This window comes from Affinundibacterium amnicola, from assembly GCF_014284275.1.
In the GTDB taxonomy this organism is placed as follows: domain Bacteria; phylum Pseudomonadota; class Gammaproteobacteria; order Burkholderiales; family Burkholderiaceae_D; genus Undibacterium; species Undibacterium amnicola.
The window spans coordinates 20,775-41,647 of record NZ_JACOFU010000010.1; the positions used below are offsets into that span (position 1 = coordinate 20,775).

At 46.4% G+C, this 20,873-nt stretch carries 14 protein-coding genes; 6 read left to right on the forward strand and 8 right to left on the reverse strand.

What is annotated here, in order from left to right:
- Positions 1-38: 38 nt before the first annotated feature.
- On the reverse strand, positions 39-440 hold the full coding sequence (locus tag H8K33_RS18030) for a DUF2845 domain-containing protein (RefSeq protein ID WP_186892461.1): 402 nt from the start codon (positions 438-440) through the stop codon (positions 39-41).
- An 882-nt stretch (positions 441-1,322) separates the two neighbouring features.
- Between H8K33_RS18030 and H8K33_RS18035 the strand changes: the two genes are divergently transcribed.
- The 4 genes from H8K33_RS18035 to H8K33_RS18050 all read left to right on the forward strand — a co-directional run bounded on the left by H8K33_RS18035 (position 1,323) and on the right by H8K33_RS18050 (position 4,358).
- Positions 1,323-1,988, forward strand: a complete 666-nt coding sequence (locus tag H8K33_RS18035) for a 2OG-Fe(II) oxygenase (protein ID WP_246443714.1) — start codon at positions 1,323-1,325, stop codon at positions 1,986-1,988.
- Between the two features lie 101 nt (positions 1,989-2,089).
- Positions 2,090-2,551 carry a MarR family winged helix-turn-helix transcriptional regulator gene (locus H8K33_RS18040; RefSeq protein WP_186892462.1) on the forward strand — a complete coding sequence of 154 codons (462 nt, stop codon included), beginning with the start codon at positions 2,090-2,092 and terminating at the stop codon, positions 2,549-2,551.
- A 350-nt stretch (positions 2,552-2,901) separates the two neighbouring features.
- On the forward strand, positions 2,902-3,324 hold the full coding sequence (locus H8K33_RS18045; RefSeq protein ID WP_186892463.1) for an organic hydroperoxide resistance protein: 423 nt from the start codon (positions 2,902-2,904) through the stop codon (positions 3,322-3,324).
- Positions 3,325-3,533: 209 nt separating this feature from the next.
- Positions 3,534-4,358, forward strand: coding sequence for an alpha/beta hydrolase (locus H8K33_RS18050; protein WP_186892464.1), 825 nt, complete (start codon positions 3,534-3,536; stop codon positions 4,356-4,358).
- Positions 4,359-4,517: 159 nt separating this feature from the next.
- Here the strand turns inward: H8K33_RS18050 and H8K33_RS18055 are convergent, their stop codons facing one another.
- The 3 genes from H8K33_RS18055 to H8K33_RS18065 all read right to left on the reverse strand — a co-directional run bounded on the left by H8K33_RS18055 (position 4,518) and on the right by H8K33_RS18065 (position 12,600).
- Positions 4,518-5,291 carry a hypothetical protein gene (locus H8K33_RS18055; protein ID WP_186892465.1) on the reverse strand — a complete coding sequence of 258 codons (774 nt, stop codon included), beginning with the start codon at positions 5,289-5,291 and terminating at the stop codon, positions 4,518-4,520.
- 134 nt (positions 5,292-5,425) lie between these two features.
- Positions 5,426-8,800, reverse strand: coding sequence for a methylmalonyl-CoA mutase family protein (locus tag H8K33_RS18060; RefSeq protein WP_186892466.1), 3,375 nt, complete (start codon positions 8,798-8,800; stop codon positions 5,426-5,428).
- A gap of 197 nt (positions 8,801-8,997) precedes the next feature.
- Positions 8,998-12,600 carry an indolepyruvate ferredoxin oxidoreductase family protein gene (locus H8K33_RS18065; RefSeq protein ID WP_186892467.1) on the reverse strand — a complete coding sequence of 1,201 codons (3,603 nt, stop codon included), beginning with the start codon at positions 12,598-12,600 and terminating at the stop codon, positions 8,998-9,000.
- Positions 12,601-13,811: 1,211 nt separating this feature from the next.
- Here H8K33_RS18065 and H8K33_RS19775 point away from each other — a divergent pair.
- Positions 13,812-14,375, forward strand: coding sequence for a hypothetical protein (locus H8K33_RS19775; protein WP_222613492.1), 564 nt, complete (start codon positions 13,812-13,814; stop codon positions 14,373-14,375).
- Positions 14,376-14,613: 238 nt separating this feature from the next.
- Here the strand turns inward: H8K33_RS19775 and H8K33_RS18080 are convergent, their stop codons facing one another.
- From H8K33_RS18080 to H8K33_RS18095, 4 genes are read right to left on the reverse strand one after another with little or no spacing between them, the layout of a single operon-like run.
- Positions 14,614-15,336, reverse strand: a complete 723-nt coding sequence (locus H8K33_RS18080; RefSeq protein WP_246443717.1) for a LytR/AlgR family response regulator transcription factor — start codon at positions 15,334-15,336, stop codon at positions 14,614-14,616.
- Positions 15,326-16,450, reverse strand: a complete 1,125-nt coding sequence (locus H8K33_RS18085; protein ID WP_186892471.1) for a sensor histidine kinase — start codon at positions 16,448-16,450, stop codon at positions 15,326-15,328. The genes H8K33_RS18080 and H8K33_RS18085 overlap by 11 nt, the downstream gene beginning before the upstream one ends.
- On the reverse strand, positions 16,408-17,340 hold the full coding sequence (locus H8K33_RS18090; RefSeq protein WP_186892472.1) for a LysR substrate-binding domain-containing protein: 933 nt from the start codon (positions 17,338-17,340) through the stop codon (positions 16,408-16,410). The genes H8K33_RS18085 and H8K33_RS18090 overlap by 43 nt, the downstream gene beginning before the upstream one ends.
- A 60-nt stretch (positions 17,341-17,400) precedes the next feature.
- A complete protein-coding gene (locus H8K33_RS18095) occupies positions 17,401-18,450 on the reverse strand; it encodes a GGDEF domain-containing protein (protein WP_186892473.1) in 1,050 nt (349 codons plus the stop codon).
- Between the two features lie 693 nt (positions 18,451-19,143).
- Between H8K33_RS18095 and ettA the strand changes: the two genes are divergently transcribed.
- The gene (ettA, locus tag H8K33_RS18100; protein WP_186892474.1) at positions 19,144-20,811 is read left to right on the forward strand and encodes an energy-dependent translational throttle protein EttA; all 1,668 of its coding nucleotides are present in this window, start codon (positions 19,144-19,146) and stop codon (positions 20,809-20,811) included.
- Positions 20,812-20,873 lie beyond the last annotated feature (62 nt).

Here is a 20,873-nt window from a genome sequence, read left to right on the forward strand (position 1 = left end):
ACTACTTACAAGCTGACAAAGAGGCCGCGATTCAGGCTTCATTTCCCATAAGCTAAATCCTGAATTTGCTTTAATCGTCCATCTTCAAATATCAGTAATTGCATGAATCGTTGTGGGCCAAAGTTGTACACCCATTCTTCAACTTGAATTTCGATTTCACGTTGGTATTCAATCGCACCGCGATTTATGTGCACTTGGGTGTTTTGTACGAATGTTGGCGGCGTGCCGGCGATGTTATGTTGATGAGCACCAAAACGACGACGCTCAATTCTACGATCTGCCATTGCTGGGTTGCCACATTTGTTCATGACATCCATCTTATGCATTCCAACGTCGATCACATAAGAATTACAACGAAACGCCAAGGCCTGTGCAGAAGATGTTGTGCACAAGATCACTAAGCATAGAATGGATAGCGGAATAGAAGAGTGCACGCGCATGATGGCCTCGATATTAGATCAAATTTTTGCAGGGCTTTAACTTGGACGTGTTGACCTAAAAACTGGCGAGATCAGCTCACGCAACGATGCACTGATAGAGTTGGTTGACTCACAGACGCTAGTCGCTACGAGCAACTGAGGTTTTAGCCCACATATTTAAAACAACTCGCTCATCGTTTCAACGACTACCGAGCTATCAAAAAACGTAATATTCTCGCCGCCAATATCCCAGAAAACATGGCCGTTGCAAACACTAGGGAGACCAAAGGTAAAGCAATGATTGCAGCGCTCCCTTCGATCAAAAAGAAGCTAATTAGGCTAAGCTTGATCAAAGCGATCAAAGCACCGAATCCCAATTGGAATGGACATGGATGAATCCAACTCGATAAGGCACTTAATACAACGGCAGCAAGAAAACCGGCCTGAGTCTCTGGGTACAAAAACGATAGTCCAGCAAACACCACGAATATCAATATCCCGTGTATCACTGAGTTGCGTATAAATGTGTGGATATTCAAAGTGAAATTTTCTGAGGTATTTTTTTAAATGACGAGATATCCGATGCGATCAAATTGGATCTGAGCACTTCTAGCTTACTGTGCGCACCGGACAGCTTTCATGACGATACGGTACCATGCCACAATTCAAACTCCAAGTACCACACATTTTTTCAATGAGTACGCGTTGCGATAGAAGAGCGAACCACTTTCTTTAGACAAGACAGGCAAGCACCTCGTGCATAAATAGCGTACATTGAAGCGCTTAACCAATAAGGTTAGCTCTTTCAGCCATTGCTGCTCGCCGATTTCATCCCTATTTCTCGCATTCATCTGATCTTCTGGCTGATTACGATGCCGTCAATGCTTAAGCACGAAAGCACCCATGAAGATTCAGATTCCAGAACCAATGAACGTTACAAATGCTACCTTTAATGGTGATTCCTTTAATGAAGTATTCAATGCCAAACTTTGTGCTGACCTCCGCGATCATGGGTGGTTTCAACACAATTTATTTTTAAGCAGCGAGCTGAACCACAGCTTAGCCGAAGAGTGCTTGCAATTGCACCTCAGCGATCAGCTCAAACCTGCCACAATTGGACAAGGCCAGCAAAGAAGCCTGCATACCAACATTCGTAGCGATCAGATCGGGTGGTTACACAGCGGCCAATCACGCGCCTGCGACGCCTATTTGTTGATGATGGAACAGTTACGCTTAACGCTGAATCAGACCTTATACTTAGGATTAGAAGACTACGAAAGCCATTTCTCTTTTTATGAGACCGGGGCGTTTTATAGCAAGCACTTAGATCGTTTCCATCATCACGATGCACGCACTGTCTCGGTGGTGATTTACCTCAACGACGATTGGCTAGCGGGCCAAGGTGGTGCATTGAGATTGCATCCTCACAATCTCGCTACGCACGATATTGCACCGCTGGCTTGCCGTTTGGTGGTATTTCTATCCGCAGAAATGCTACATGAAGTATTACCCGCGACTCGCAACCGGATGTCACTAACAGGATGGTTTCGGCTGCGTATCAGTACATGATGTGATCGCGGTGGTCGATCAATTTCCGGCAATGAAAGCATGCTAAAGATTGATAAATTGGATGCAGATCACCATAATGTACACAACATGAAAGAGATCTTATGAAAAAGAAATCCGATAACCTCGAAGACTATCTGGCGCTTGATAAACAATTTTGCTTTGCTTTGTACTCGGCATCATTAGCAATGACCAAAACCTACAAGCCATTGTTAGATGAGCTAGGTCTAACCTACCCACAGTATTTGGTGATGCTAGTGCTATGGAAGCAAGACAATATTTTGGTAAAAGAAATCGGCGAAGCACTTTTTCTGGATTCGGGAACACTGACGCCTTTACTGAAGCGCTTAGAAGCGGCACAATTCATTTCGCGCCAACGCGATGTCGACGATGAACGACAAGTACGCATACAACTAAGCCAACATGGTCGTAAGCTGAAACAACAAGCGGAGAAGATACCGCGCCAAATACTCTGCGCGAGTGGTCAAGATGCCAATCAATTATCCGCCCTGCGATCTGACTTGCAGCAATTACGCGACGCGCTTCGTCGCAATTTAGAGGAGTAATTTAGAGGAGTAATTTTTCCTCGGCAAAGAAACCAAAGCCATTCACAACAAGGGCTGGTCGCAGTCAATCGTGATCAGTTCCCAATCAACAACGATCAACATCGTTCACCAGCAACTAGCAAAAATTAAGTACTGAACAATAGCCAAGCACAGTAGCGATTGAGATTGACTATCGAATCGATAAAAATTCAATTTCAAATTTAAATTGTACACAATTAAATTGTGCGATATTATTCAACTCAAGCCGTAATGACATCAACGCCACGGCCAATGAAAATTTCATTCCATGTGATTTATTCGATGACATGAAATCAATCTATCCGCTAAATCAATAAACTAAGGAGTTCATCATGCAAGTTCTTTATACAGCCCGCGCAACAGCAACCGGTGGTCGCGATGGTCGCGCCAATACTGACGATCAAAAATTAAGTGTCAATTTAAGTACACCGAAAGAATTAGGCGGCGCGGGTGGTGAAGGCACCAATCCCGAACAACTTTTCGCGGCAGGTTACTCAGCGTGTTTTATCGGCGCAATGAAATTTGTTGCGGGAGCGGCCAAACAAGCTCTACCTGCAGATACTTCAGTCACTGGTGAAGTGGGCATCGGCCCGAATGGTCAAGGCGGATTCGGCCTTAAAGTAAAGTTAAGCGTCTCTTTACCTGGTCTAGATCGTAGCGTTGCTGAAGGGATTATCGCAAAAGCTCACGAAGTTTGCCCTTATTCGAATGCGACCCGTGGCAATATTGAAGTTGATCTAATGCTGGAGGAATAAACCTAACTACGCGTGAATTTCACGGCACATCGGGGCTTGCACGGAGTAGAGAGGGTGCAAGCCGCGCCCTTGGTAACTCTAGATATACATTTTATTGGATTAGAACGCTTGCTCTTTGCAGCAAATTTCTGATTTGACTATCATCAGTAGTTGCATCTTAGATCGAGTACCGACGACGATGTTGCTACCCCGCCGATAAAGAAAATCCCATGAGCCTTTCGCACAAAATTCTACGCAAACCCTTCTTCGGACGATTTGAAGTGCCGTGGGTTTGGCCAAGCAATAGTAAACAATCAGACTGGGAACGCGTCAGCTTTCAAAGCGGCAATGGTGCGCATCTACAAGGCTTATGGGGTGCGGCGGCAAGCGAAACTGGAGATGCGGGCAACGCAAACGCCACCCTAGTACTAGCGCATCCCATGGGCAAGGCAGCCAAAGGATTTTGGTTGCGCTATGGTCACGCCGAGTTATTCCGCCAAGCGGGTTTTAACGTACTGGTCTTCGATGCAAACGGCTTCGGTGAAAGCCAAGCCAAGTCTTTCGACTATCCCGCAGACATACTCGCCGCGGGCATCTGGGCGCAGCAACGTCAACCACGACTTCCCGTCGGACTCATAGGCGCATCATTCGGCGCAGCCTGGGGTTTATGCTCATTGGCACGCGAAGGGAGTCCATACCAAGCAGCCGTGTTAGAAGCCGCCTTCCCCACCCTCCCCGATTTTTGGAAACACTATCCAGTCGCCAATGCGGCAATTCGCATGTCACAAGTCGTCTGGCCATCGCTAGAAAAAAATCTCAGACCAGAACGCCAAGCTACATTAGTCAAAGGCAATCCCTCTGTGCTACTCATACACGGCGACGCCGATATTTATACCCCGCCACATTATGGCGAACGCCTACAACGCGCCTTCGGTGCTGCGGCAAAAACGGAGCTGATGATCTTGCCCGGTGTTGATCATACCTTTGCTTATCGGGATGCTGCGGATGCGTATAGCGCGCGAGTGATTCCGTTTCTTACGGCGGCGTTGCGGTGAGCGTAAACTAAATTTGTAGGGCGGGTGCAACCCGCGCCGCCAGAATTTTCAAAATGCCTCGATGGCAATTTAAAGCTTGAACGAATATTTGAACGATAAATCGTTAGGAATGATTCACAGCGCGGGTTGCACCCGCCCTACATGGCTACACGGCTCGCCCTACCCCTCGGGAGTAATTTTGTATAACGGTTTTGTCTCCTGAAGTATTCTCTTTAGCTCGCTCCAATTGAAAAGAGTCTCAAATTTCCCCCTGCTTTTCTCAAAGACTGTCTTTCCTGACATATTCAACGCATTAGGATCTGCGCCCCACTCCAAAAGGTATTGAGTCGACATTAAAGTATGAAACCCAATGCTTGTATTGAGTATTCTGTGAAGTAGCGTATCGCCTCGATGATCTTTGAAATTTGGATCGACGCCTTGTCTCATTAAAAAATGAATGGAGTCTGAATTCGAATAAGATATCTCAACTAACAAGTCTTGCATTTCGACCTTAGAGAGCATTATATTTGGATAAAGTTCCAGAAGTTGACCAGGGCTTTTTGAGCGAAGCGCGTTACGATAAAAACGTAGTTTAAAGTCACCGCCACATTTTTCTAGAACAGCTCCGTTCTTGATGAGGACTTGCATTACGTCAAATTTTCCGTTCATTATTGCAAGCTCTAATAAACACACTCCTCTTACGTAATCATTCGAATTTTCCGAGGTCACACCAAAAGATAAATCATCAATTTGTGACTTATAGCACTTGTTGATTGCATATTGTGTGACCCTCATTATGTTCACCTCAACAGGATGAAAATTACGATAGTAATCGCACTCATCATAAGTAGAAAGATACTTGGTGACCGAAAAATATGGTAAGCAACCTTGAAGTACGGCGGCGATTGAAAAATAGATCGCCATCACAATAAGCCTTCGACGTTTACGAATCATTCAGACCTCCGAGAATATGTATAATATTTATTGAATTATACATATTTTCTCAGTAGCCCAGAAAAGTAATAGTCACTTTTTCTATCATCTAGTACTGTTCTCGGTCAGATAGTTTTCATTAACGCATAACGCAACTACATATTCCTACGATACTGCCCCCCAACCTCAAACAAAGCCGTAGTAATCTGCCCCAACGAACAAACTCGTGCTGCATCCATCAATTTCGCAAACACGTTCTCATTATTAATCGCCGCTTGCTGCAATGCTGCTAGCGCTTGTGGTGCGACATCGGCATGACGTTGATGGAAATCAGCCAAACGCGTGAGTTGCGATTGCTTTTCCTCATCTGTGGAACGGGCGAGTTCTATCTTCTGTGGTGCTTCTCCGCCCTTAGGATTGCGGAAGGTGTTGACGCCGATGATCGGTAGTGTGCCGTCGTGTTTCAGGTGCTCGTAGTGCATCGATTCTTCTTGAATCTTGCCACGTTGGTAGCCGGTTTCCATCGCACCTAAAACGCCGCCGCGTTCTGCGATGCGTTCGAATTCTTGCATCACGGCTTCTTCTACCAGGTCGGTGAGTTCTTCAATGATGAAGCTACCTTGGATAGGGTTTTCGTTTTTCGCTAAGCCCCATTCGCGGTTGATGATCAATTGGATTGCCAAAGCACGACGTACAGACTCATCCGTCGGTGTGGTGATCGCTTCGTCGTAAGCATTGGTGTGCAAGCTATTGCAGTTATCGTAGATTGCGATCAGGGCTTGCAGCGTGGTGCGGATATCATTGAAGTCGATTTCTTGTGCGTGCAAGCTGCGGCCTGAGGTTTGAATATGGTATTTCAGTTTTTGGCTACGATCGTTTGCGCCGTATTTGTCACGCATGGATACCGCCCAGATACGGCGGGCGACGCGACCTAAAACTGTGTATTCTGGGTCCATGCCGTTGCTGAAGAAGAAGGACAAGTTAGCGGCGAAATCGTCGATGTGCATACCACGTGCAAGGTAGGCTTCGACGAAAGTGAAGCCGTTCGACAAGGTGAATGCGAGTTGCGAAATCGGATTCGCGCCAGCTTCTGCAATATGGTAGCCAGAGATCGAGACGGAGTAGAAATTACGTACTTGGTGATGCACGAAATATTCTTGAATATCGCCCATCACTTTGAGTGAGAATTCAGTTGAAAAGATGCAGGTGTTTTGACCTTGGTCTTCTTTCAGAATATCAGCTTGCACCGTGCCACGTACATTCATCAAGACCCAAGCGCGGATTTTGGCGGCTTCATCGGCAGTTGGTTCGCGTTTATTATCAGCGCGGAATTTATCCATTTGCTGATCAATTGCCGTGTTCATGAAGAAGGCTAAAATCGTTGGTGCCGGGCCGTTGATGGTCATGGAAACCGAGGTCGCTGGATCGCATAAATCGAAACCATCGTACAAGACTTTCATGTCTTCCAAAGTCGCGACGGATACACCAGAGTTACCAATCTTGCCGTAGATATCAGGACGGATAGCTGGGTCTGCACCGTACAAAGTCACGGAATCAAATGCTGTCGATAAACGCTTGGCATCCATGCCTTGCGATACCAGTTTGAAACGACGATTGGTACGGTAAGGATCACCTTCACCAGCGAACATACGGGTTGGGTCTTCGCCTTCACGCTTGAAGGCAAACACGCCAGCTGTGAATGGGAAAGAGCCTGGGACGTTTTCTAACATCAACCAGCGCAGGATTTCGCCATGGTCTTCAAAACGTGGCAAGGCGACTTTACGAATCGTGGTGCCGGATAAAGATTTTTGTGTGAGGCGGGTACGGATTTCTTTATCGCGGATTTTGACGACGTATTCATCGCCAGCGTAAGCCTTCTGCATATCTGGCCACATCGCGACCAGCTTTTTAGATTCTGCGTCTAGCTTGTTGTCGCGGTCTACGATTAGATCATCAATTTCCAAGAACATGTCATTCCCGCGAAGGCGGGAATCCAGTGGCGTATTTTCAGCCAGCTCGGAACTATCCACTTCAACGACGCTGGGTCCCCGCCTACGCGGGGACGACACGGATTCTAACAACATCTGCTTAGTCGCCTGCAATTGCTGACGTTCGCGTGCGATACCGACTTGTTTGTAAGTGTGCTTATGATAAGCACGTACGCTGTCGGCGATTTCTGCCAGATAACGGCTACGGGCTGGTGGCACAATCACGTTTTGTGCGCTGGAGGTTTTGCTGCTCACTGGTGTGAGTTTGCTTGGTTTTGCTTTGAGACCACGCGCTACGAGTTCCGGCAAAATACCTTGATACAAAGCCGTCACGCCATCATCGTTGAAACGTGAGGCTTGCGTGCCATACACTGGCATTTCGTCCGGCTTTTTAGTCCACAATTCGCGGTTGCGTTGATATTGTTTCGCCACATCGCGTTGCGCGTCTTGTGCACCTTTACGATCAAATTTATTGATGGCGACGAAGTCCGCGAAATCGAGCATGTCGATTTTTTCTAACTGTGACGCTGCACCAAATTCTGGCGTCATCACGTACATCGACAAATCGACATGCGGGACGATCGCTGCATCGCCTTGACCTATGCCTGATGTTTCTACAATCACCAAATCAAAACCTGCGACTTTACAAGCCGCGATGACATCGGGTAAAGCTTGCGAAATTTCTGAGCCAGCTTCACGTGTCGCTAAAGAGCGCATGAAAACTTTAACTTTGCCTTTCCATGGATTGATCGCGTTCATACGAATACGGTCGCCTAACAAAGCACCACCCGATTTACGACGTGATGGATCAATCGAGATCAAGGCGATATTCAATTCATCATCTTGATCAAGGCGAACGCGGCGTATCAATTCGTCAGTTAAAGAAGATTTACCTGCGCCGCCAGTACCAGTGATACCGAAGGCTGGCGTCTTGATGGTTTTCGCAGATTCGATAATGTTGGCGCGTAAACCTGCATCGACTCTATCGTTTTCTAAAGCGGTAATCAGTTGCGCTAATGGGCGATGTTTGTCGGCTAAATCACCTTGCTGCAAGACATCCAGCGTCGTCGGGGCAAATGGTGAAAAATCAATATCGCAGGCTTTGATCATCGCCAAAATCATACCGACCAGACCCATGCGCTGACCATCTTCCGGGCTGAAAATACGCGTCACACCGTAGGCGTGTAAATCTGCGATTTCTTCTGGCACGATCACACCACCGCCACCACCGAATACCTTGATATGTTCGCCACCACGCTGCTTGAGCAAGTCGATCATGTATTTGAAATACTCTACGTGCCCACCTTGGTAGCTGGAGATCGCGATGCCTTGCGCGTCTTCTTGCAATGCTGCCGTGACGATTTCTTCTACCGAACGGTTGTGACCCAAGTGAATCACTTCCGCACCATTCGCCATCAAGATGCGACGCATGATATTGATCGAGGCATCGTGACCGTCGAACAGGGACGCTGCAGTCACGAAGCGGACTTTATTGGCGGGTTTGTATTCGGTGAGTTTTTCAGTAATTGACAGATCAGTCATTTTCATTCCTTAGATGCTTGTGGCATGGTTTGGGTGTTTTTTCGATTATATGACGTTTCGATTTACGTTTACGTTCGCGTCACTTATTAATTGTGGTTTTGTGTTGGTTTTGGCAATTTCGTAGGGTGCGCCGTGCGCACCGCTTTTCGTTGAATAATTACACAACGGTGCGCATGGCGCACCCTACGCACTCAATTTCAAGCCGCGTGTTGCTTCCCTGGCGCACTCATCAAAGCCGCTTTCTCAAAATGATAAGCCTGCATTGCCTTTTCTTTCACATGGCCAAAGCCACGGATTTTTTCTGGCAAGCTGGCAATCGCGACGATTTGATCGAGATTGCCTGCGTTTAACTTACCCAACAAAGACAAGATCGTGTCGCGATAGTCGGTGATCAAAGCGCGCTCTTGTTTGCGTTCTTCGGTGTAGCCAAATACGTCAAGTTTAGTGCCGCGTAAGCCTTTGAATTTTGCCAGCAGCTTAAACGCCTGCCACATCCAGGAACCATATTGCGCTTTGATCAAATGACCTTGGCCATCTTTCTTGGCAAACAGCGGTGGTGCGAGATTGAATTTAACTGAGAAGTCACCTTCAAATTGCTGTTTGAGTTTTTCTGTGAAGTCACCATTGGTGTACAAACGCGCGACTTCGTATTCGTCTTTGTAAGCCATCAGCTTGTAAGCGTATTTTGCTACCGCCGTTGCTAATTTATTGCCGCCGATTTTTTCTTCGACTGCGCGTACTTTGCTTACTAGGTCTTGATATTGAGCGGCGTAAGCTGCGTCTTGGTACTCGGTTAAGAAAGCAACGCGACGATTAATGATGCTGTCTAAACTTTGCGGCATCTGGATCACAACAGGTTGACCCGGGATTGCAATTTTCTCTACGCGTGCCAGATCGACTGCGGCTCTGCGTCCCCACAAGAAGGCTTTTTTATTCGCATCAATTGCCACACCGTTTAATTCAATCGCACGTAACAAAGCTGCTTCAGATAAAGGGATCGCGCCTTTTTGGAAAGCAAATCCTAAGATGAATAAATTGGTAGCGATCGAGTCGCCCATTAAAGCCGTCGCGAGTTTTGTCGCATTGACGAAATCGACATTGCCACCTACCGAATCAGAAATCAAACGCTCAGTCGATTCTAAAGGGAATTGCCAGTCAGGATTTTTGGCGAATGGTCCGGTTGGTTGTTCATGCGTGTTGATCACGGCGCGGGTGCGACCTGCACGCATCTTAGAGATGGCATCATGTTGGCCTGCGGTCAAAATATCGCAGCCCAAAATCAAATCGGCTTCACCTGTCGGAATACGTTGCGCGCGCAGTTTACTGACTTTTTCTACGATACGAATATGGGATGTCACTGAACCATTTTTCTGCGACATGCCGGTCATATCCAACACGGAAGCGACTTTGCCTTCGAGATGCGCAGCCATGCCGAGTAAAGCACCAACAGTGATCACACCTGTGCCGCCGATACCGTTCAACAAGATGTTGTAAGAAGTATCGCAGCTAGGCAATACTGGTAGTGGCAAATCGCCAAAATCATCGGCCTGATTTTTCTGTGTGACACCGGTTTTAGACTTCACTAACTTGCCGCCTTCGACTGTCACAAAACTTGGACAGAAGCCCTTCACGCAAGAGTAATCTTTGTTGCACGAAGACTGGTCAATCGCGCGCTTGCGACCGAATTCGGTTTCCACTGGCATGATGGAAGTACAGTTCGATTGCACACCGCAATCACCGCAACCTTCGCACACGGCTTCGTTGATAAACATGCGTTGATTCGGGTCAGGGAATTGCCCTTTTTTACGACGACGGCGTTTTTCAGCTGCACAGGTTTGATCGTAAATTAAAACACTCGCGCCTTCAATTTCACGCAATTCACGTTGTACTGCATCCATGTCTTTGCGATCGTGCAAAGTGATGATGGCTGGTAGGCCGCTGCGATCTGTGTAGCGTGTGAGATCTTCGGTCACCAAAGCGATACGCTTCACGCCTTCGGCTGCCATTTGTTGCGCCATCATTTGCACGCTGATCGTACCATCGACGGGTTGACCGCCTGTCATCGCAACTGCATCGTTGTACAAAATTTTATAGGTAATATTGACCTTGGCGGCGACCGCGGCGCGTATCGCCAAATAGCCGGAATGGAAGTAAGTACCATCGCCAAGATTTTGGAAAACATGTGGCAAGGTCGAGAATGCTGCCTGCCCTATCCACGGTGCGCCTTCGCCGCCCATGTGGGTCGTCAACTTATTAAACTCAGGATAGATCGCGGTCGCCATCACGTGGCAACCGATACCTGCTAAGGCCAAACTACCTTCGGGTACTTTGGTGGAAGTATTGTGCGGGCAACCTGAACAATAGTAAGCGGGACGCGCTGGCGTATTGACTTGTTTGTTCAGTACTTCGTCTTTGGCTTCGAGGAATGCCAAACGTGCTTTGATCAAATCACTTGTGTGGAATCTCGCGATACGCGCAGAAATCACACGCGCAATTTGCGATACGGAGAAATCCGCTTTCGAAGTCAGCAACCATTCACCACGCGGCGCCACCCATTCACCTTTTTCGTCAAACTTACCAATCACCCGTGGACGCACATCATCGCGCCAGTTGTACAGTTGTTCTTTGAGTTGGTACTCGACCATTTGGCGTTTTTCTTCGACCACCAAAATCTCATCGAGACCTTGCGCGAATTCACGCACGCCATCGGGTTCGAGTGGCCATGGCATGGAGACTTTATACAAACGTATGCCGATATCGGCCGCCATTTGTTCATCAATACCGAGATTTTCAAATGCTTCTAAAACATCGAGATAAGATTTACCGGAAGCAACGATACCGAGTTTGGCATGTGGGCTATCTATCGTCACATGATTGAGCTTATTCGCGCGTGCATAAGCCAATGCCGCGTAGATTTTGTAATCCTGCATCAAGGCTTCTTGCTTACGCGCTTGTATGCCTAGCGTATCGAGCGAGAGACGTGTATTCAAACCACCTTCTGGCATCACAAAATCTTCTGGAATTGTGATTTTCAGACGGAAAGGATCGGCATCAACAGAAGAGGTCGATTCAACAGTATCCGCCAAGGCTTTGAAACCCACAGCGCAACCCGAGAAGCGCGACATCGCCCAAGCATGCAAACCCAAGTCCAGATATTCCTGCACATTGGCGGGATACAACATCGGGATCATGCAAGCAGAAAAAATATGATCAGACTGATGTGGCAGCGTTGAAGAATAAGCGCCGTGATCATCGCCCGCCACCAAAATCACACCGCCGTGTTTTGATGTACCCGCATGATTCATGTGTTTGAAGACATCAGCGCTGCGGTCAACGCCTGGACCTTTGCCGTACCACAAGCCAAACACGCCATCGTATTTTGCGGGACCTATCAGATCCACAGTTTGTGTGCCCCACACAGCGGTGGCGGCGAGGTCTTCATTCACGCCGGGGACGAACTTAACGTGATGTTGTTCTAAAAGTTTTTTGGTTTTCCACAGAGTTTCATCCAAACCTCCTAGCGGCGAGCCGCGATAGCCTGAAATGAAACCGGCAGTGTTTAAGCCAGCGGCGAGATCACGCTGTCTTTGTATCATAGGCAAGCGCACTAATGCCTGAATGCCTGATAAGAAAATCGTGCCGGTGTTCGAGGTGTATTTGTCGTCTAAAGTAACTGGCGCTAATGCGCTAATTGCGTTGACGTCGGAGGATGTTGCTGAAGTTGATGCTATAGCTGAGGCGGACGAAAGCGAAGACGCTTCCACCAGACCAGCAGATTTCATTGCTGTGTCGGATGACATGTAGAGCTCCAAAAAATTTGTGATTTTTGTGTGCAAAGAACTTGGGCTGCGTCCGGTAAGACACAAGTCTGTTCTGAGCTTATGGGAAGGTAATCGCCATAAGGTCAAGTTGCATCGGCTGAGATGGCAGCCATTTTAATTCAATTCAGGCCTGATACCCAAGAAAAACCTAACAGTTCCAGCAAGGTCATTCGGCTAAACCTTAGTCTGTATCTCGTCATTCCCGCGGAGGCGGGAATCCAGCGGCGTAAAAGCCTAAAGACACTGGATCCCTGCCTGCGCAGGGATGACACTAAGACGATGTCGGCTTAACTAAACAGCATTACTCTCAATTCTGAGGTTTTCCCATCTAAAGTTTTTCAAAACCTAATTATCCGCACCACTATTTAAATGAACGGCGCTTGAAAATCAGGTTTTAAAACTTCGACTAAGTTTCCACTTAGCATCAGGCAAATCTGAATCGGAGACATCAAAGAAAGCTTTCGAAATTCTGGGATGGAGACCACACCCATTCGCTGCAGCGCTTTCTCGACTTCCTTTGAAATCTGCTGTGTTCACAGTTTAGTGAGACTTATGTTGTTTGGAAAATACGGAATAAAAATAGGGGTATCACAAAAAGTGATGACGGCAGATGCCAGGTCATGAATCTATAAAAATTGCGTAAATAGACACATAAAAAATAATTTTGATTTTTCCAGATGTGAGCGAAGTTTCAATTTCAGATAAGCACGTATCGGAAGCAAGTTCAATCACAGCGCGCCCGTTGCCGAATGATTCAACTATCAATACGCAATTTACAGAAAATATTGCCCGAGACTCTGACAATAAAGTCATTACTTTACCGGCAAACTTACAGAACATCATTAGTGCATTAACTCTGACTTGGTTGCTCTATGGCGTGTTTTCTATCCTCAAAGTTTTACACGCAGTGCGACAGTTGAATCGCATGGCGAATGCGATGCCTGTAGTGAATCGAAGCGATCTCAATGAGCTGCTATCGAAGTATTTACCGCATTCAAATAACATCGCACGTCTTCGCGTCAGCCGCGATCTCAACAGTCCATTCGTCTGTCCAAATGGCGTCATCTGCATGCCTTCTTGGGCACTGGAACAAAGTAATCAAGCTTTGTGCCTCGCAATGTTACATCACGAGATTCAGCACATCATCAGACGTGATGGTGCATGGCGTATTGCTCATGAATTCATAAAAAATGTTTTGGTACGGCGACGGCATAGCAACGGATCCAGCTGCGGCAAAAATTTGGTTAGCAAAGGCCGCGGCACAAGGATATCCGAAAGCACAAGAATTCACGAAAATGTTTGCGGAGCGAGAAAAGCGCCAGCATGAATTAAATTTTTACACAACACAATTCGACGGTGGCTCACTGAAATGGGAAAAACAAACTTGTGAAGCTGCGATAAAAATCGATTCGATTCTTGAGTGCTACAACAATTACGTCGCAACAATTACGCACGGACTAGCGAGTGGAAATTACATACCGACGGACTTGAATCAAATTATGCGCGCAGAAGAAATTGAAAAATCAAAACACCTTGCAAGAACTGTACTTTTCCAACAAGGATTGCTGGCCAAATCCGAAGTCGAAAATCGTCTAAAATCATTAAAACGGCAACTACATGATATGAATGACTTCAAACTAGAATCAATACGGCGCGAGTATGACGCTTTACGTAACATGAGCAAGCACACGGATTGGACTATGGTTGATGGAACACCCGTTGCGAAGATAAATAATTTACCGCGCAATTGGTAATTAATTTACTGTAGACATAAGAACTATTAAAGATTCTGCCAATCCTGCTTCTCTCTTCAGAGGTTCTTTTCAGTTCAGTAATGAATCGTGCCTCTATTTTTCAACAAAAAAACGCTCATTTTTTTACAAAAATAGTCTCGTTACTTTTCTGTAGAGTAGGATCAAGACTGCCGATTCAAAATTGTGATGAAATCAATTTTTAGTAGGCGCATTGCGCAGTATTCTCGATTTTGAGTTTTTAGCTTTGCGCTAAAGCGAACATGATGTCGTCACGATATTGTCGACTGCAAGGAACCCGCGCGCCGCTTTGTAGACATAAGTCACTATCACCACGTCCGTTATTTTCCAAACGCGTAATCTGGTCGAGACGTACCAAGTAACTACGATGACATCGAACGAACGCGGAGCCGAGTCTTTGCGCAGTCGTTGCCAGTGTTTGGCGTAACATGTGCGAGCTGGCTGAGGTATGTAAGAGAACATAATTATCTGCCGCTTCTACCCAATGTACCTCATGTGCGGGTAGTACGATGACGGCATTGCGCTCGCGTATCACGATTGGCGCAACTGCTTCAGCTGGTGAGCGAGAATCGTATTGCAGCCGTGCTTTTCGTAACTTCGTGATGGCTTTTAAAAATCTATCGTCATCATAAGGTTTGAGTAAGTAGTCGATCGCGTTTGCATCAAAAGCCTGTATCGCAAATTGATCAAAGGCAGTGACAAATACCAATAGTGGTGCAGACGCTGGTAGCTGCTGCGCCAGGCTGACTCCGTCCAGTTCGGGCATCTGTATATCCAAAAACAGCACATCAAATTTCTCTTGCGCTAACTTGGCCAAAGCATCAAGTCCATCACGCGCCTCGGCAACGTACGTCACATCAGACTGTGTCGCCAATAAACGGCGCAATTTATCGCGCGCGGGTCGCTCATCATCAACAATCAAGACACGAAGTTCAGGCATCATTTTGTGCTATCGCCGTAATCATTATTTCGGTTCGGACGCCACCTTGAGGACGATTTTGGATGTGCAAATTCGCCTGCACATCTTTCATCAGCGCCAAACGCTGGCGCAAGTTATCTAAGCCAATACCTTGAGGCTGCATGGAATTTGTTGATAGTACACCGAGGTCATCCTCAACTGACAGGATCACATTGCCTTCACGCTCTTGTACCGCAATGGTAATCGTGCATAAGCCGGATCGTTTCTCTACCGTATGTTTAAACGTGTTTTCCACTAAGAGTTGTAAACACAGACTAGGGACTTTGCGATTTAGTGCTGCCGAATCGATTTCCCAGCGAAGCGCAACGCGATCAACAAAGCGCAGTTGCATGAGTTCCGCATAAGCACGCAACAAAGCAATTTCTTGCGCCACAGTTGTTTCGGTTTGTTCGCCAGAATCTAATTGATGTCGAAGTAAATCAGCAAGTCGATTCAAAGCCATATCAGCGGCCTTCAAGTCGGAGTACATCAATGAAGAAACCGTATTTAATGCATTAAACAAAAAATGCGGTTGCAATTGCTGATTCAAATTTTGTAGCTGGGCTTGTTGAAACAATTGGGTCGCTCTTTCAGCACGGACTTTCTCGCGCAATAAGAAAAGATAAGAACGGATACCAAAAATCACCATGTAAAATAAGCCCATGAAAATCGAGAGCTTAACCGACTCATAGAAGAAAACTTCCAGCCACGGCTCATGTGAATAGCGTCGTTCTAACAAAGCATATACAGCGTGTCGCAAACTAAAAGTTAATACGACAAAGCTGACACAGACTAGTGGCAAATAACGCAGAATTCGAGAAAACCACAAACGCGGTGTTTGTAGCAATTTCTGATCAAACAACAGCGATGACTGCAAATAAAAAATCAATGTGACCACTAACGCCGAGCTGGTTTCCCACACCACTGGCTCCCACCAGTCTTGGCCGCCATCACGTTGATAATCCTGTACCGCCACCACTACCATCAAAATCCAAAACAAGATGGCGCCGCCTGCCAGGCTTAAATTGCTCATGCGCTGCTGTTCGCGCTCACGCCTTACATCAGACTCTTGGTACCCAACCATGATCCACTCGCGCATAAGTCACGGCTCACATCCAAGACCAGACGTTCAACCGCCATCGCCGCGTTGGTTAAAGGAATATTTTTTGATGAACATAAACTGACGGTGCGCGATAGTTGCACATCACTAATCGGACAAGCACGCATTTCACCTCGCTCAATCTCTGCAAGTAAAGGCGATACCGGTAAAATGGTTGCCCCCATGTCAGCCAAAATTGCCGATTTCAGAATCGCTATCGACGTAATATCAATCACATTCTCAATTTGCCTTCCCTGCTCACGCACGACTTGCTCGATACGTGGTCGCACGCCATGTTGAATGCTGGGCAAAATTAATGGCGCTTGTAGTACCTTATCCAAGTTGATCGATTTACGCTTGCAGGCAAATTGCGAGTTAGCGCGTGTGATGTACATCATCTGTTCTTCGACTAAAGGTTTGGTATTGAATTTACCAAGCTGTCCATCATCAAACAAAATCGCCAAATTCAAACGCCCAGAGGCCAACTGCTCAGTGAGATTACCTGTCAGCTCTTCGGTCAGTTGAAACACGATATCAGGATATGCGGCGCGTACTGCGGTCAGAAGCGGGAATGCCAAAGCGCCAGACGCACTTTGCGGAATGCCCAAAGCGACCGTACCCGAAGGCTTATCGGTGGATTGATTCACCGCTGACTTCGCATCAGCAACTTGCTTTAATATCGCCAATGCATGTTGATAAAAAATTTTACCCGCATCGGTAGCTTGCATGCCTTGCGCGGAACGATGCAATAAGCTCGCACCAAGTTCTTCTTCTAATTGCTGAACTTGCTGAGTTAAAGCGGGCTGCACGATATGCAAAACACGGGCTGCACGAGACAGAGAACCATGATCAACAATTGCGACGAAATAGCGTAGTTGACGTAGTTCCATGGAGTAGGAAGAAATGAAGAGAAACGGCTAAGAAATGACCAACGATAGCACGAATTATGGCTAGAAAAACTCCACACTATCTTGAGAATGCTCGATATGTAACATACCTGACTCCACCAGATCTTCATAATGACAAATCCGGTTGCGCCCATTACTTTTCGCGTAGTACAAGGCCTGATCGGCACGACCAATAATACCGACCGCAGGTTCAAACGGATCGATATGTGCAAACCCAATACTGATGGTCACGGTGCCAACCTGCGGGAAAGGATAGCGTGCAACATTTTCGCGGAAGCGCTCAAAAATCATATGCGCATCTTCTTTCGTGGTGGAGCGCAATAAAATAACGAACTCTTCACCACCAAACCGGAATAACTTATCACTAGGACGGAAAGAACTGCGCATCAAGTTCGCCACTAGAATCAACACTTCATCACCATACAAATGACCGAAGGTATCATTAACGCGTTTAAAGTGATCGATATCTAGAACCGCCAGCCAATGCTGTTTTTCTTTATCGTCGCGACGACGTTCTACATCGGGTTGTTCAACTTCTTCTGATAATTGCTTCTGCACGCTAGTGCGCAAAATCTTTGAGAAATTGTCATCGAAAGTTTTGCGGTTCAACAGGCCTGTGAGTGAATCACGCTCGCTGTAATCGAGCAGATTTTGGAAGTTTCTGTACACGACCAAAATGCCACTCATGACTTCTTTGGTGTTGTCGGTAAAGGAAGCTGGATTGAAAATTTCCAGACAAACATTCACTTTCTCATTCATCCAAATCGGCAGCCATACGCTACGGTCGCCGTTTTCAGCAACATACTCAATGACATTTTGGTGTTGATTTAATCCAGCTGCGAGTTGCGGAAACTGTTCAATTGGGACTTCAGGGATCAGATGAACAAGATGCTCTTCGCTGGCAGCAAGTTTGCCGTGATCGATGGTGATCTGTGCTTTCACAAAGACCTTTTCACCAACCTGCAGGATATCCAATACACGTGCGCGCGAGGCGTGAGTAAGTTCACTTAAAGCAGAGATGACGGAAATATTGAGAAGATCGTGGTCACGATGACCCGTAATCTCCATCAAATGCTTAATGATTGATTCCATAAACACAATCTAAGGAACAGATTCCAAAAAATACATGAAAGAAAAACGCCTAAGTACTGAACACAAAAGAACAAAAAACACGAAGCTGTCACAACACCTCAGCCAAGTTCACTTCTACACGCGAGAAAGCACAATCAATTCAAACAGCTTAAACATCAACTATAGCAGTATTTTGCTTGTTTTCTAAGCATCTTAAAATAGGATCTGAACATCTTAACTTTATAGGTAATTGATAGCAAGACTTTCCAGCTCAACATAAAGCAAAATATCACGGACATTTGCGTTTGTTTAAAGAGGGCTCTGCACAATTGTAGTGAGCGTTAGAAGCTTGGATCGAGCAGCGCACTTGTACTGAATCGCTTACTCCCATCACAGATTCGACATTCGGTCGCGCCGTAGATTGTGCAGAGGTCTCTTAAAAGTTGTTAAAGAGAAGTTTGCAGGGTATGCATTTGCTTTTCTCAGAACTCAGAACTCAGAGTATCTATTTAATGCGATCAAATATATATATTCATACCCGCATTCATCAAGAAGCACAAAAAAGTAACATTTTATAACATTCCAAAGACTCTGCGAACTTGGAATGATGAAGAATCGGCACTAGACTAACTATTTTTCTTAGGTTCAAGCCGATTAGCAAGGCGATTGAGGTATCCTAGCGACTTCTGATTTCCCTCTCAAAGTACCCCAAAAATGGCAAATTACGTCTATACCATGAATCGGGTCGGCAAAATCGTGCCGCCTAAACGTCAAATCCTCAAAGATATTTCCCTGTCCTTTTTCCCAGGCGCCAAAATTGGTGTGTTGGGCTTGAATGGTTCAGGCAAATCATCGCTATTAAAAATCATGGCGGGTATCGATAAAGATATTCAAGGTGAAGCCGTGCCTATGCCGAATCTGAACATCGGCTATTTACCGCAGGAACCACAACTTGATCCAGAACAAACCGTACGCGAAGCCGTTGAAGGCGCGCTCGGTGAAGTGTTTGAAGCCAAGGCAAAACTAGAATTAGTGTATGCCGCTTACGCCGAAGAAAATGCTGATTTTGATGCGCTGGCAAATGAACAAGCGCGCTTGGAAGCTATCATCTCCACCTCAGCTGGCGACAACGTGGAATTGCAATTAGAAATGGCTGCCGATGCTTTGCGTCTGCCACCTTGGGATGCCAAGATTGCCGTCTTATCCGGTGGTGAGAAACGTCGTGTCGCTTTATGCCGTTTGTTGCTATCCAAACCTGACATGCTCTTGCTTGATGAACCAACCAACCATCTGGATGCAGAATCGGTCGATTGGTTAGAACAATTTTTACTGCGCTTCCCAGGCACTGTGGTGGCGATTACGCATGATCGCTATTTCTTGGATAATGCTGCAGAATGGATTTTGGAACTTGATCGCGGCGCAGGTATTCCTTGGAAAGGTAATTACTCTTCCTGGTTAGATCAAAAGCAAGCACGCTTAAAACAAGAAGAAGCCACAGAATCAGCCCGTCAACGCGCCTTGCAAAAAGAATTGGAATGGTCACGCCAAAATCCAAAAGCGCGTCAGGCGAAGAGTAAAGCACGTCTGGCACGCTTCAACGAGATGAGCGAGCACGAATACCAAAAACGCAATGAAACGCAGGAGATTTTCATCCCTGTGGCAGAGCGTTTAGGTAATGAAGTCATCGAATTTAAAAACGTCAGCAAATCCTTCGGTGATCGTCTGTTGATCGACAACTTGAGCTTCAAGATTCCACCAGGCGCTATCGTCGGCATCATCGGCCCTAACGGCGCGGGTAAATCCACTTTGTTCAAAATGATCAAAGGCATAGAGCAGCCAGATAGCGGTGAAGTCGCGCTCGGTCAGACGGCAAAAATCTCACTGGTTGATCAATCCCGTGAAGACCTCGGCAACACGAAAACAGTGTTTGAAGATGTCGCGAACGGCGCCGATATTTTGACAGTTGGTCGTTTCGAAATGCCGTCACGCGCCTACCTTGGTCGCTTCAATTTCAAAGGTGGCGATCAACAAAAAATCGTCGGCAATTTATCAGGCGGTGAGCGCGGTCGTTTGCATCTGGCAAAAACTTTACTGCAAGGCGGTAATGTCTTATTGCTAGATGAACCGTCGAATGATTTGGACGTAGAAACTTTGCGTGCCTTGGAAGACGCCTTGTTGGAATTCGCCGGTAGCGTAATGGTGATCTCGCATGATCGCTGGTTCTTAGATCGTATCGCGACGCATATCTTGGCGTTTGAAGGCGACTCTCAAGTGACGTTCTTTGATGGTAATTACCAAGAATACGAAGCGGATAAAAAGAAACGTTTGGGTGAAGAAGGTGCCAAACCAAAACGTATTCGCTACAAACCATTAACGACCTGATACGATCAATTCACGTCAGGAAAATCACAGCGATGCATCATTCCAATTGTCAAAATGATGCA

What these genes read in the sequence shown, in the direction of transcription:
- H8K33_RS18030 (WP_186892461.1), bottom strand. Translation starts at nt 440, where the DNA reads ATGCGCGTGCACTCTTCTATTCCGCTATCCATTCTATGCTTAGTGATC.
- H8K33_RS18035 (WP_246443714.1), top strand. Translation starts at nt 1,323, where the DNA reads ATGAAGATTCAGATTCCAGAACCAATGAACGTTACAAATGCTACCTTT.
- H8K33_RS18040 (WP_186892462.1), top strand. Translation starts at nt 2,090, where the DNA reads ATGAAAAAGAAATCCGATAACCTCGAAGACTATCTGGCGCTTGATAAA.
- H8K33_RS18045 (WP_186892463.1), top strand. Translation starts at nt 2,902, where the DNA reads ATGCAAGTTCTTTATACAGCCCGCGCAACAGCAACCGGTGGTCGCGAT.
- H8K33_RS18050 (WP_186892464.1), top strand. Translation starts at nt 3,534, where the DNA reads ATGAGCCTTTCGCACAAAATTCTACGCAAACCCTTCTTCGGACGATTT.
- H8K33_RS18055 (WP_186892465.1), bottom strand. Translation starts at nt 5,291, where the DNA reads ATGATTCGTAAACGTCGAAGGCTTATTGTGATGGCGATCTATTTTTCA.
- H8K33_RS18060 (WP_186892466.1), bottom strand. Translation starts at nt 8,800, where the DNA reads ATGACTGATCTGTCAATTACTGAAAAACTCACCGAATACAAACCCGCC.
- H8K33_RS18065 (WP_186892467.1), bottom strand. Translation starts at nt 12,600, where the DNA reads ATGTCATCCGACACAGCAATGAAATCTGCTGGTCTGGTGGAAGCGTCT.
- H8K33_RS19775 (WP_222613492.1), top strand. Translation starts at nt 13,812, where the DNA reads ATGTTTTGGTACGGCGACGGCATAGCAACGGATCCAGCTGCGGCAAAA.
- H8K33_RS18080 (WP_246443717.1), bottom strand. Translation starts at nt 15,336, where the DNA reads ATGATGCCTGAACTTCGTGTCTTGATTGTTGATGATGAGCGACCCGCG.
- H8K33_RS18085 (WP_186892471.1), bottom strand. Translation starts at nt 16,450, where the DNA reads ATGCGCGAGTGGATCATGGTTGGGTACCAAGAGTCTGATGTAAGGCGT.
- H8K33_RS18090 (WP_186892472.1), bottom strand. Translation starts at nt 17,340, where the DNA reads ATGGAACTACGTCAACTACGCTATTTCGTCGCAATTGTTGATCATGGT.
- H8K33_RS18095 (WP_186892473.1), bottom strand. Translation starts at nt 18,450, where the DNA reads ATGGAATCAATCATTAAGCATTTGATGGAGATTACGGGTCATCGTGAC.
- ettA (WP_186892474.1), top strand. Translation starts at nt 19,144, where the DNA reads ATGGCAAATTACGTCTATACCATGAATCGGGTCGGCAAAATCGTGCCG.